This window comes from Streptomyces sp. SLBN-8D4 (genome assembly GCF_049739545.1).
GTDB classification, from domain to species: domain Bacteria; phylum Actinomycetota; class Actinomycetes; order Streptomycetales; family Streptomycetaceae; genus Streptomyces; species Streptomyces canus_C.
Genome location: NZ_JBMGQC010000001.1, coordinates 8,469,380 through 8,481,820 on the forward strand (window position 1 = coordinate 8,469,380; position 12,441 = coordinate 8,481,820).

Here is a 12,441-nt window from a genome sequence, read left to right on the forward strand (position 1 = left end):
AGGTGAGGAGCCCTGTCGACATCAGACTGATCCCGGCCTTCGTCTTCCTCTTGGTCGGCCAGCGCTACCTCGTCAAGGGAACCGCTACCACGGGAATGAAGTAGCCGCACGGCGGGCGATCACGGAACCGACCAACTGGGCGTCTCGTTGGAGTGGCCACTCATGCCGACCGCGTCCCCCCTGTGGAACCGGCATGGTGGCAGTTTCACCATGCGCGCGTCCGGGGCGGGGCAACGGACCTGTGGGCGAGCCTCCGGTCCGGACGGCCGTACTCCCTGAGCCGATGGCTCCCGCGAGACGGCCTGCCTCACATCGAGTTCAACGGCCCTGCCCGGCTTCCGTCGGGACGGGGTCCGCGCTCTCCCGCAACTTGCCGAGTATGCGCGCCTGCTCGGCCTGGTAGCGCTCAATGGCCGCGAGTTTGACGCCTTCGTATCCACGGACCGCATCGGGCAGTTCCGCGAGTCGGCGGACTTCGGCCAGGTTTTCCTCGTTCAGGAGAGCGAGTGCGGTGTTGATCGACTTCCGGTACTCGGCGATGAGATCGCGCTCGATGCGTCGCATGTGCTGGAGTCCGAACACATCGAGGCGGGTTCCTCGAACGCGCCGCAGCCCACGGAGCAGTTTGAGGACCGGGCGGAACCAGCTTCCGAGAGCGACCTTCCTTTCCATGCCCAGGGTTCGCAGGACGGGCGGATGCAGACGGTAGGAGCGTCGGCTCCCGCTTCCGAATGCCGCGGTGATGCGGTCGTCCACGGCCGGGTCGATGGCGAGTCGTGCAACCTCGTACTCGTCCTTGTAGGCCATGAGCTTGTGGAGGCAGCGGGCGACAGCCTCGGTCAGCTCGGTCGAGCCGTCGGCGGCAGTGCGCTCCGTGGCCGCCACCGTCTGGACGAAGTCGACGTAGGCGCGGGCGTAGCGCCTGTCCTGGTAGTCGATGAGGTCGGCCACACGCACGGTGATGAGGCGATGCAGCTCCGATTCCTCATCATCGGTGACGAACGCCACGAGTTCGGTGGTCTCGGCGGGCAGCCGCAGTTCCACGTCCGGGAGCGTCGGGTCGGCCAGCGCGGCACTCAGGGCCTCGGGGTCGGCGACCGCCTGGCGGCCGCGCCGGAAGGCCTGCACGTTGCGCTCGACGGCGACTCCGTTCAGGGCGGTGGCCTCTTCGATGGCTGAAGCCGACATCGGCAGCAGCCCGGTCTGGTACGCGGCGCCCACCAGCAGCATGTTGGCGTACTGCTCGTCATCGAAGAGCTGTGTGGCCAGTGCGCCGGAGTCCAGAGCGACGAGCTGGCGTGTCGCGTCGTCGACGGCATGGCGCACGACATCGGGAGCCGGGAAGCTGACGGCGGTGTCGACCACCATCTGCCCGGTGGGTATCTCGGTCGTGGTCATGACGGCGACGGTGCGGTCCGCGGAGGCGACGGAGAGGTACTTCGGGTCGGTCGCGACGAGCGGATCGCACGCGAGGTAGAGGTCGCAGTGCCCCTCGGAGATCTTGGCGCCTTGTTCCACGACATGTTCAGTGAACTTGATGTCGGAGACGACGGCGCCGCCCTTCTGGGCGAGGCCGGTCTGGTCGAGGCTGCGGGCGTGGCGGCCGTCGATGACGGCCGCGGTCGCCAGCACCTGCGAGACGGTGATGATGCCGGTTCCCCCGATCCCGGTGATCCGCATGTTGAAGGAGCCGGTACCGGCCGTGCGTGCCGGGTCGGCGACGTCGGTGGCGGCCAGGGCGGGAAGTTCGGCGCGCTTCGGCTTGCCTGCGGGTGTGATGGTCATGAACGCGGGGCAGTCGCCGTCGAGGCAGGAGTAGTCCAGGTTGCACGAGGACTGGTCGATCCTGGTCTTGCGGCCGAACTCGGTCGGGACCGGGTGAACCGACAGGCAGTTCGACTTGCGGCCGCAGTCGCCGCAGCCTTCGCAGATGCGCTCGTTGATCCAGACTCGCGTCGTCGGGGTCTCGGCCTTGCCACGTCGACGGGCCCGCCGTTTCTCGGCGGCGCATTCCTGGTCGTGGATGAGGACGGTGACACCGGCAGTGGCCTTCAGTTCCGCCAGTGCGTCCTCGATCCCGGCTCGGTCGAGAATCTTCACCGACTTCGGAAGCCGGGCCCGGGAGATGCGTGCCCGGTCCTCGGTCGTGATGATCACCTTGGCGACGCCTTCGTCGAGGAGCGTGGCGGCGAGCCGGTCGACCGGCAGGGCGCCGACGGCGTCCTGGCCGCCGGTCATGGCGACCGTTCCGTTGTAGAGCAGCTTGAACGTGACGTTGACACCCGCGGCGATCGCCGCCCGGACGGCCAGGCTGCCCGAATGCATGAAGGTGCCGTCACCGATGTTCTGCACGAAGTGGTCGGCGTCGACGAACGGCTCCATCCCGATCCACTGAGCCCCTTCCCCGCCCATCTGGGTCATGCCGACGACCGTGCCGACCTGTGCGGGATCCATGAACACGACCATCGAGTGGCAGCCGATCCCAGCGCCGACCAGTGAGTCCCCGCCGGTGGTGGTCGAGGTGTTGTGCGGACACCCCGAGCAGTAGTAGGGGCTGCGTGCCAGGAGCGGCAGCGACAACGCCGTACGGGCCCTGGGCCGCTGACGCCAGGCGCGGGCGGCTTCGATGCCGAGTGGTGAGAGCACCCTGGACAGTCCGGTGGCGATGCTGTCCGCGTCGAGCTCTCCTGAGCGGCTGAACAGCGACTGCCCGTCCTGGTCCTGTTTGCCGTGGACGAACGGGGCGTTGGGGCGGCTGTAGAGGATCTCCTTGACGGCGGCTTCGAGGAAGGGCCGCTTCTCCTCGACGACGACCAGCTGGTCGAGGCCGTCCGCGAACTCGGTGACGGCGTCGCGTTCGAGGGGGAAGATCATGCCGAGCTTGAGGATCCCGATGCCGTACCGTGCGAGGTCCTTGTCGGTGAGACCGATGGTGCGGAGGGCCTCGCGGACGTCGAGATAGGTCTTGCCGGACGTCAGGATGCCGATCCTGTCCGACGGCCCGCGCTGGACCACGCGGTTGAGGCCGTTGAGCCGGGCGTATTCCACGGCGCGGGGGAGACGTATGTCGTGCAGGCTGCGCTCGAGGGCCATGAGGTTGGCGCCCAGGAGCAGCGAGCTCGGCTTGTGCGGGCTGGGGCCCGCGTCACCCTCGGTGATCGTGATGCGATCGCGCGCCACGACGGCTGTGGACGCCGCGTCCGCCACCGCGGTAGCGATCTTCAGGCCCGACCACAGGCCGCTGAACCGGGAGAGGAGCTGTGCGTGGAGCCCGAAGTCGAGGACATCCTGGGCGTCGGCCGGGTACAGCGTCGGGATCGCCAGGCCCGCGAGCGTCGCCTCGCTGGCACACGGCACGCTGGACGACTTGGCTCCCGGATCGTCGCCGACCAGCGCGACAGCGCCGCCGGAGGGGTCGGTGCCCACCAGGTTCGCGTGGCGGAGGGCGTCGGAGGCGCGGTCGAGGCCGGGGGACTTGCCGTACCAGATGCCCACGACGCCGTCGCACCGTGAGGTGCCGATCTGGCCGGCCAACTGGCTGCCCATGACGGCGGTCGCGGCGAGCTCCTCGTTCAGACCCGGTTTGTGGACGATGTCGTGCTCGTGCAACAACGCCCCGCGTCGGCCCAACTCGATGTCGTAGCCGGCGAGTGGTGATCCCTCGTACCCCGATACGAACGTCGCGGTGTGCAGCCCGTTCCGGCGGTCACGCCTGGACCGGTCCAGGAGAACACGGACGAGAGCCTGGACTCCGGAGAGGTGCACGATGCCGTCTTCGCGGCTATAGCGGTCGTCCAGTTGGAAGCCTCGGTCGGCCGGCTGCTCGGTCTCGGTGGTGGATGCAGTCATCGTCCTCTCCCTGACAACAATCTGTGGCACGTATGTCGACCACGTCCGGCCGCGGACCTCAGGGCTGGGGCAGGTATGCTCCAGCCCGCTGATGATTTCCTCGCCGTCATACGGGTTCAGTCAGCCGCGCGGTCGCCCAGCCGAGCAGTGCGCCGCGGAACGCCGACACCAGTCGGTGCGTGATCTGCGCGGGCGACAGCGCGAGTGTGTCCCGGAGGTCGAAGATCTCCCGAGGGTCGAAGAGGACGTTCCACAGGAAGGCGGCCTCGTCCTCGACTCCGGCGAGCTCGTTGACTCCGAGGATCACGACGAGTTCGCGGATGGGGCGGGCGAGTGCCTCCGCCTGGCCTTCCAGGTAGGGCTCATCGGCCTTGTACCGCGCGAGGAATCCCTCCGACGACCGTCGGTGCACCAGCGCGGCCCCTTCGGCGAGGACGAGATCCACCCAGTAGCCGCAGACACTCTCGAGCAGGGCCAGACCGTGGCTCGGCTGTTCGAGACTGTGATCGCGGAACTTGCTCCCGATGTCCCGTCGGTAGGCGCTGAGCGCGTTGTCCGCGGACTCGAAGTGCCGGTAGGCGGTCGCGACCGACACGTCCGCCTGCCGGGCGATGTCGGCGAGACTGATCGGCTGTTCACACCGCTCGAAAAGCTCCGCAGCGGCCTGGATCAGCTTGGCGTTGTTCAACCGCTGGTCCCTGCGCATGCGCGTCCTTTTCATGTACGCGGCTCATTTCGCGGATGCTTGCTTGGCCTGCGTGCGCATGCTCTGCTCGGCTTCCGCGATCCGCGCCAGCTCGGCGGCGATGTCATGCGCCTTCTGCAGGGGCACGGCGACGATGCCGTCGGAGTCGGCTACGACGATGTCACCGGGGTTGATGACGACACCGCCGATGGCGACGGGTGTCCCGACGGCTCCCGGGCCGTGCTTCCACGGCCCTGCGGGCGTGACCGAACGCGACCATACGGGGAATTGCTGCTGCCGGATCTCGTCGCGGTCCCTAACCGCTCCGTCGACGATCGCTCCTACGGCTCCCCGTGAGGAGAAGTAATGGGCGAGGATGTCGCCCATCACGGCCCGGCCCGCGTAGCCGAATCCGTTGATGACGAGGAAGTCGCCGGGTTCGATGTGCGCGACGGCGTCGATCACGGCCAGATCGTCTCCGGCGACCGTCAGGACCGTCAGGGCGCTGCCCACGGCACGGCAGCCGTCCCAGAGAGGTGTGATGCCACCGTCGGGCATACCGAGGCGCCCGAGTGCGTCTCCGATGTTCGCGACCGAGTGCCGCTGGAACTGCGCGAGCAACTCCCCGTCAGGGCGCTGCCACTTCGGGCCGACCTCGATGTTGGGCGAGCCGGCCGATGTCGGCGCGTAGGTCATTTCTGTCCTTCCCCTGTCACGTGATGAATGGGTGCCTGGACGACGTCGATCTCGAGGGAGGCGTCCGGGAGTCCGTGTGCCCGGCCTGTGACGGTGATCCGTCCCGTTTCCCCGGTGGCCCGGACGATCGCCAGGGCACGTCCCTTGAACGACGTGGCGGAATCGTCGAGGAAGCTCTCCTCGGTGGCCGGAGCTCCCGTACCGAATCCCTGGAGGACCCCGGGACCGTCGACCCGGATCGTGATCTTCGTGTCCCGGGCCGGGTTGAGCACGCGGTTGTCGTCGACGAGGGCGATGCCGATGTGGGCCAACCGCTGGGGATCGGCGCTGAGTTCGGTGCGGTCCGTCTCCAGGCTCAGGTGCGTGGGTTCGCCGGCGCTGTGGAGCGCCGAGCGTCCCACTTCCGCTCCGTCGCGGTACGCCACGACCTCCAGGACGCCGGGCTCGTAGGGCACGTCGGCTTCGGCGACGAAGTTCCGCTCGGTGCCGACGGGCACGGTCGCGACGGTGGTGCCGTTGAGCCGGAACTCGACCTCTTCGGCTGCCGCGTAGGCCTCGACATGGAGCGGCGAGCCGACGGGAACGTCGAAGGTCCAGCTGGGGGAGACATCGGTCCAGGTCCATGCCCTGGGCTTGATGACGTAGCCGTCGTCGCGGGGGTGTCGCACGGCGAGGTAGGGCGTCTGTGTGAGCCCGTAGACGATCTCGCGGTAGTAGGAGATCGGGTGACGCTGCCCGATGATGTCGATGTCCCCGCATTCGGCGGTGAGCCACGGGTAGGGGGCGCGGTGTACCTGCTGGTCCTCGGGATAGACGTGCCGGCCGGTTCCGACCTCGCCGAGGAAGTCCCATGCGGTCCAGGTGAAGTCGCCGATGACGTGGGGGTTCTCGGTGACGAGCTGCCACAGCCGGTCGATCTTCGTCGGGAAGGTCTCCGAGCCCACGACGACGCGGTTGGGGTGGGCCTCCTTGTCCAGCACGTACCGGCTCTCGCCGTAGTTGAGCCCCACGACATCGAGAACGGAGGCGGGCTCGGCGAGTCGCTCTCCGACGACCGGCGAGGCCATGAGGGCGTCGATCAGATGTGTCACCTGGCCCAGGTAGTCGTTCAGGCCCCGGACAGGGGCGGCGTCCTGGCCCAGTTCGGCCTTCAGCGCGGGGATCTTGTCGCGGGCGATGTACATGCCCTGGAGTGCGTGGGTGACCAGGCGGGTGGAGTCCTGCTCGCGTGCCCGGTCGGCGATGCGGCGGCCCAGGCGCGTGCCGTGGGGGGTTCCGGCTTCGATGATCTCGTTGCCGATCGAGTACATGATCACGCTGGGGTGGTTGAAGTCCTTCGCCACGAGCGAGTCGACGTCGCGTTCCCACCACTGCGGGAATCTGCGCGAGTAGTCGTCACCGGACTTCGCGACCGTCCACACGTCGAACAGCTCGTCCATGACGAGCATGCCGAGGCGGTCGCACGCGTCGAGCAGGGCGACGCTCATCGGATTGTGCGCGGAGCGTACGGCGTTGAAGCCCGCGGCCTTCAGCATCCGCACCCGCCGCTCGGCGGCGTCGGCGAAGTCGGCGGCGCCGAGGATGCCGTTGTCGTGGTGGATCGCACCGCCCCGGAGCTTGACGGTCTTGCCGTTGATCCGCAGGCCGCGGATCGGGTCGGCGGTGACGGTGCGGATACCGAAGTGCGTGGAAGCCTCGTCGAGCGGGCCGCTGTCGTCGGAGAGGCGCACGGACGCGTGGTAGAGGTGGGGTGATTCGACGCTCCACAGTGACGGCCGCTGGACGTACGCCCGCTGGTGGGTGGTGATCCTGTCGCCCGCCAGGAGCGTGACCCGGGCCCGGTCGGACGTCACGACCTCGCCCCCGGCGTCCAGGATCTCGAGAAGCACTTCGACGACGCGAGTGGAGACGTCCTCGTTGACGATCTCGGTCGCCGCCACCACGGTGGCGAGATCGGCGTCGATGTCCGGCGTGGTGAGTCGCAGCCCGGTCGGGGTGACGTGGACGAGGTCGCCGACGAGGAGGTTGACGGGACGATGGATGCCGCCTCCCGAGTACCAGCGGGAGTCCTGGTGCGCCTGGGCGTCCACCCGGATCGTGTTGACCTGGCCGTACTTCAGGAAGGGGTCCGCGCTGACGTGGAAGCGGGAGTATCCGCCTGCCCACTGTCCGGCGAGAGCACCGTTGATGTAGACCATCGCGTCGCGGTAAACACCTTCGAACTCGAAGGTGACTCGCTTCGTCGCCCATTCCTCCGGCACGTCGAACTGCTTCTCGTAGGTCCACTTTCCGTCGCGGAAGTAGCCCGTCTGCGGTCCACCGGAGTTCTCCGCGGACCGCCCTCCCCCCAGCATGGCGTCGTGCGGCAGGGTGACTTCTTCCTCGCCGGCACCGGCGACCACGATCGCCTCGTGAACGGACACGAGAGGGCCGACGCGCCACGCGTCGTTGAACGGGATGCGGATCATTGAACTTCCTTGTTCGATCGTTCTAGAGGGTCGCGGCCGTGGGGTCCCAGTCCTCGTCCAGGGGAGCCGGCGATGCCACGGTGGATTCGAGGGTCAGCGGTGTCCCGGCCCGTGCCGCCTCCTCGACGGCGAGGAGCACGTCGAGAACGTGGCAGGCGAGAGCGCCGGAGGCGCGTTCCGGTACGTCGTCGCGTATCGAGCGAGCGAGCTCCAGCACCCCCACTCCCCGGCCCCACGTGGACCCGACAGCGGGTACGTCTTCCGGCTCGGCGTGAAAGGGGACGAGCCTGCCCGTTCCCTCGAAACGGTTGGGGTTGGGCACCTCCAGTGACGCTTGCGTCCCGTGGAGTTCGAGGAGGTCGCGGCGGATGCCCGAATCGAAGCTCGTGACGAGGGTCGCCCGAGCGCCGGAGGCGAACTCGAGAAGGGCCATGTGCTGACTCGGTACGCGCACGTCGAACTCGGTCCCGGCGTCCGCACCGACGAGGACGCGCCTGACGGCCCGTGCGGTTGAGGAAACCGAACTCACGCGCCGGACGGCGCCCATGGTCTGCACGAGGGCGGTGACGTGGTAAGGCCCCATGTCCAGCAGCGGGCCGGCTCCCTGGTCGTAGTAGAAGGCGGGATTCGGGTGCGCGCCCTCCGGTCCTGGGGACTGCATGATCGCCAGTGCGCTCTTCGGTTCGCCGATGCGGCCCGCGAGGACCGCTCGTTGTGCCGTCTGCAGGGCACCACCGAGGAACGTGTCCGGCGCGCAGGCCACGCGAAGCCCTTGCCGGCCCGCCTCGTCCAGCAGTGTCCGTGCGTCGCTACGGCTGGTGGCGAGGGGCTTCTCGCTCCAGACGTGCTTGCCGCTCGCGAGGATCCGGGCCGACACGTCGAAGTGGGCGGCGGGGACGGTGAGGTTCAGCACGATCTCGATGTCGTCGCACGTCAGGAGCTCGTGGACGAGCATGGACCGCAGCCCGAACTTACCTGCAACAGCACCGGCGCGTTCCTGGTCGAGGTCGGCTACCGCGACAACGTTCAGATCAGGGAACCGCGTCATGTTCTCGAGGTAGTACCGGCTGATGACGCCGGCGCCGATGACACCGACCCCCACCCGCTTCGAGCTCATCGGTCGACCTCCATGAGATAACGCAAGCTCTGCCGCACGGCGTCGAACATGTCGCCCGCGTAGTCGTCCAGTTCCACGATGCGGACCGCTTCCGGTGCCGCCTTCAGGATGTCGGTCACCGGCATCGCACCCTGGCCGACCGGCTGCTGTTCCGAGAGGGTTGTGGTGTACGGGCCGTCCTTGACGTGCAGGAACTTGACGCGTGCTCCGAGCCGCGAGATCAACTCCACGGCGGAAGCACCACCGACCTCGGCCCAGAAAGTGTCGAGTTCCAGGACGACGTCGTCGTCCAGCGCCTCCGCGAAGACTTCGAGGCCGGTCCTGCCGTCGAAGTCGTGACGGACCTCGTGGTCGTGGTTGTGGTACCCGATGGTGACGCCCTCGTCCCGGGCACGCCTCGCGACGGCGTTCAGTCTCGCAGCCGCCGCTTCGATGTCCCCGCGCGTGGTCCATCGCTCGGCGCCGATCCGCGGTTCGATGAGCGTGCCGATCCCGAGCTCGGCCGCCGCGCGGACAACCGCGGAAGCGTCTCCGCCTCCGTCGACGAGATCGGCGTGTGCGCTCAGCGGGCGCAGCCGTGTCTCAGACAGCGCGCGCCGGTACTCGTCCCGGTACTGCTCGAACCTCCACAACTCCACGTTCTCGAATCCCATCGCGGCGACGCGCTCCAGCGTCCCCGGGAGATCCGTCGTGATGCCGTCGCGCAGCGTATAGAGCTGAACTGAGTACAGGCGCTCCGTCATTCGCGTTCTCCCTGGTCCGGCGCGAGTTCTCCCGCATGAGCCGTTGCCACCGTCTGGGCCAGGACGGCGAGCGCGTGGTCCACCGGTTCCAGGGAAGCGGGCAGATTGAGGAAGCCGTGCAGTACGGCGGGCACTGTGACCTGCCGCACGGGTACGCCCGACTTCACGAGTGCAGTCGCGAATGCCTCGCTGCTGGCGCGCAGATCGTCGTACTCGGCGTCGAGCACCAGGGTGGGACAGAGTCCGTCCAGGACGGTGCCCGCGGGGAGGGCGTAGCCGTGCGGATCCGGCGTGTCGCCCAGGTAGTTGGCCGTCATCTCGGCCACGTCCTCCGGCAGGATCCGGACCATGCGCGGCAATGGCGCGAATGCCTCGGCCAGCGCCGGCGCGAGGGGCGGCGAGACGGCGTGCATGGTCGCATAGGCCAGTACCAGGGTGGCGGGCAGCCAGTTGTCGTCGTCCCGCAGGCGAAGTACGGCTCCTGCGGCGAGGTTCGCCCCCGCGCTCGCGCCACCGACGGTGATCCGCGCCGGTTCGATGCCGAGCACCGCGGCGTTCTCGCGCACCCATCGGATGCCCGCCACGACGTCGTCGTGCGGCACTGGATACGTCACGCCGTCGACCGCGAGCCGGTAGTCCACGCTCACGACCACGACGTCGGCCCTGGCGCACACCTCGCGGGCGGTCCAGTCGGCCTCGTGCATGTCGAGATCGCCGAAGACCCATCCGCCGCCGTGTACCCAGACCAGGCCAGGGCGAGGCCGCTGCGGTGCTGACGGCGGCCGGTAGACGCGGACGGCTATCGGGCCGTGGGGGCCGGGAATGCTCACGTCGCTGGTTTCGACGGAGGGCAGTGCCGCTGCCGCCTTCCAGGTCCGGTATTCCTGCAGGCGAGGTTGCACGGCCGGATCGGCGAGTGCCTCGCGCCAGGACGGGAGGTCCTCGATCTGGCTGAGCCGCGCGAAGATGCTGGGATGCAGGGCCATCAGGGTCAGGTCTCCAGGGGTGCGGGGGGATCGGGTGCAGCGCGCGTAGGCGGGAGGCGGTGGGGGATATCCGCTCAGCCGCGTGGCCGGCCGGAATGCTGGGCGGGCAGGCCTACTTCACGCTCCCGGCGGCCAGTCCGGAGCGCCAGAACCGCTGTAGGAAGAGAAACGCGACGATCAGAGGGATCACCGAGAGGAACGCGCCGGTGATGGTGATGTTGTAGGGGATGCCTTGGTTCACCCCTTCCCTCCAGTTGGCCAGCCCGACGGTGACCGGCTGAAGTTCGTCGCTGTTGAGCATGAGCAGGGGCAGCAGGTAGTTGTTCCAGATGCTGACGAACTGGAACAGGAAGATGGTGACCAGTGCGGGGGACATGATCGGCATGGCGACCCGCCAGAAGATCCGGGCCTCGCCGGCACCGTCGAGTCGCGCGGCTTCGATCAGTTCGTCCGGTACCGACGCTCCGGCGTAGATGCGCGACAGGTAGACCCCGAACGGGCTGACGACGCTGGGCAGGAAGACGGCCCAGTAGGTGTTGACGAGGTGGACCTGGCTGAACATCAGGTACAGGGGCAGCGCGAACATGACGTCCGGGATCAGGACGGCACCGAGGATGACGTTGAAGGTCAGGTCCCGACCGCGGAAGGGGTACTTGGCCAGCGCGTACCCGGCCATGGCGGACAGCGTCGTGCTCACCGCCGCGCCGCCGACGCTGTAGAGGGCGCTGTTCAGGAGCCACCGGGCGAAGATGCCGTCCTGTTCCTGGAAGACGTCACGGATGTTGGTCCACAGGTCGAAGTGGGAGAACCACAGCCCGTTCGTGGTGAACAGGTAGCCGCTGTTCTTGGTCGCGGTGACCAGCAGCCACCAGACCGGGATGAGCGTGTACAGGGCGAAGAGCGCCATGACCGCGAACACGCCCGCCCGGCCGGCCAGCGATGACGTACGCAGTCGGCCGGGAGGCCCGGCGGTGGCACGTGTTGCGGAGGGAGTGACGGTCGTCATGCGAAGGTGCCCTTCCGCTGGGTGAACTTGAGGAAGCCGAACGACAGCACGAAGGTCAGCAGGGCGAGGATGACCGACTGGGTGGCCGCGTAGTTGTAGTTGTTGATGTCCGCCGACTGCTGGGTGGCCAGGATCGGCGTGTAGGTGGGGGAGACGGTCGGGGCGACCTGACTCAGCACCGCGGGCTCGTTGAACAGCTGGGCGGTACCGATGATGGAGAACACCGTGGTGAGGATCAGCGCCGGCCGTACCGCGGGAATCTTCACGTGCCAGGCGACCCGCCACCCGGAACAGCCGTCCATCACGGCGGCTTCGGTGAGTTCGCCGGGGATCGCCTGCAAGGCCGAGTAGATGATCAGCATGTTGAAGCCGGTCCAGGCCCACGTCATCATGTTGCCGATCGAGGCGAGCACGAGGTCGCCGGACAGGAAGTTCACATCGAGCCCGACGTGCCGCAGGGCAGCGGTGAACGGGCTGACGCTCGGCGCGTACAGGAACGACCACATGATCGCTGCGATCACGCCCGGCAGCGCGTAGGGCAGGAAGTAGATCTGCCGGAAGACCTTCTTGAACACGGCGCCACGCGAGTCCAGCAGCAGCGCCAACAGAAGCGCCAGGCCCAGCATCACCGGAACCTGCACGATGCCGAGCGTGAACACCCGCAGGAACGACGACATGAACCGGCTGTCGTGCAGAGCCGTCACGTAGTTGTCGAACCCGGCGAAGACAGTCGTCGACGGTCCCAGTCCGAGGCCGCTGCGGCGCGTCCTGAAGAAGCTCTGGTACACCGCGTAGCCGATCGGTGCGAGCAACATCGCCGTGAACAGCAGCCCGAACGGTGCCAGGAAGAGCACCGCGGAACGAGTGTGGCCACGGCCGGGGATTCGCTTC

At 68.0% G+C, this 12,441-nt stretch carries 9 protein-coding genes; all 9 read right to left on the reverse strand.

The genetic code is table 11. The features are described 5' to 3' along the window. Positions 1–318: 318 nt before the first annotated feature. Positions 319–3,849, reverse strand: coding sequence for an indolepyruvate ferredoxin oxidoreductase family protein (locus tag RKD20_RS38390; protein ID WP_424881712.1), 3,531 nt, complete (start codon positions 3,847–3,849; stop codon positions 319–321). A 106-nt stretch (positions 3,850–3,955) separates the two neighbouring features. Then, a complete protein-coding gene (locus RKD20_RS38395; protein ID WP_424881713.1) occupies positions 3,956–4,570 on the reverse strand; it encodes a TetR/AcrR family transcriptional regulator in 615 nt (204 codons plus the stop codon). Between the two features lie 9 nt (positions 4,571–4,579). Beyond that, the gene (locus tag RKD20_RS38400; protein ID WP_424881714.1) at positions 4,580–5,230 is read right to left on the reverse strand and encodes an RraA family protein; all 651 of its coding nucleotides are present in this window, start codon (positions 5,228–5,230) and stop codon (positions 4,580–4,582) included. Then, complete coding sequence (locus RKD20_RS38405) at positions 5,227–7,698, reverse strand: glycoside hydrolase family 2 TIM barrel-domain containing protein (protein ID WP_424881715.1); 2,472 nt, start codon at positions 7,696–7,698, stop codon at positions 5,227–5,229. Before RKD20_RS38405 ends, RKD20_RS38400 begins: the two co-directional genes overlap by 4 nt. A gap of 22 nt (positions 7,699–7,720) precedes the next feature. After that, positions 7,721–8,815: a Gfo/Idh/MocA family protein gene (locus RKD20_RS38410; protein ID WP_424881716.1), complete on the reverse strand. Its 1,095-nt coding sequence runs from the start codon at positions 8,813–8,815 to the stop codon at positions 7,721–7,723. Next, complete coding sequence (locus tag RKD20_RS38415; RefSeq protein WP_334591650.1) at positions 8,812–9,558, reverse strand: sugar phosphate isomerase/epimerase; 747 nt, start codon at positions 9,556–9,558, stop codon at positions 8,812–8,814. Before RKD20_RS38415 ends, RKD20_RS38410 begins: the two co-directional genes overlap by 4 nt. Next, on the reverse strand, positions 9,555–10,544 hold the full coding sequence (locus RKD20_RS38420) for an alpha/beta hydrolase (protein ID WP_424881717.1): 990 nt from the start codon (positions 10,542–10,544) through the stop codon (positions 9,555–9,557). The genes RKD20_RS38415 and RKD20_RS38420 overlap by 4 nt, the downstream gene beginning before the upstream one ends. Positions 10,545–10,656: 112 nt before the next feature. Then, a complete protein-coding gene (locus RKD20_RS38425) occupies positions 10,657–11,550 on the reverse strand; it encodes a carbohydrate ABC transporter permease (protein ID WP_424881718.1) in 894 nt (297 codons plus the stop codon). Next, positions 11,547–12,404 (reverse strand): sugar ABC transporter permease, encoded by an 858-nt coding sequence (locus RKD20_RS38430; protein WP_338682848.1) that lies wholly within the window; start codon positions 12,402–12,404, stop codon positions 11,547–11,549. Before RKD20_RS38430 ends, RKD20_RS38425 begins: the two co-directional genes overlap by 4 nt. Between the last annotated feature and the right edge of the window lie 37 nt (positions 12,405–12,441).

Excerpts from the sequence above, each read along its gene's own strand:
- RKD20_RS38390 (WP_424881712.1), bottom strand. The coding sequence starts at position 3,849 with ATGACTGCATCCACCACCGAGACCGAGCAGCCGGCCGACCGAGGCTTC.
- RKD20_RS38395 (WP_424881713.1), bottom strand. The coding sequence starts at position 4,570 with ATGAAAAGGACGCGCATGCGCAGGGACCAGCGGTTGAACAACGCCAAG.
- RKD20_RS38400 (WP_424881714.1), bottom strand. The coding sequence starts at position 5,230 with ATGACCTACGCGCCGACATCGGCCGGCTCGCCCAACATCGAGGTCGGC.
- RKD20_RS38405 (WP_424881715.1), bottom strand. The coding sequence starts at position 7,698 with ATGATCCGCATCCCGTTCAACGACGCGTGGCGCGTCGGCCCTCTCGTG.
- RKD20_RS38410 (WP_424881716.1), bottom strand. The coding sequence starts at position 8,815 with ATGAGCTCGAAGCGGGTGGGGGTCGGTGTCATCGGCGCCGGCGTCATC.
- RKD20_RS38415 (WP_334591650.1), bottom strand. The coding sequence starts at position 9,558 with ATGACGGAGCGCCTGTACTCAGTTCAGCTCTATACGCTGCGCGACGGC.
- RKD20_RS38420 (WP_424881717.1), bottom strand. The coding sequence starts at position 10,544 with ATGGCCCTGCATCCCAGCATCTTCGCGCGGCTCAGCCAGATCGAGGAC.
- RKD20_RS38425 (WP_424881718.1), bottom strand. The coding sequence starts at position 11,550 with ATGACGACCGTCACTCCCTCCGCAACACGTGCCACCGCCGGGCCTCCC.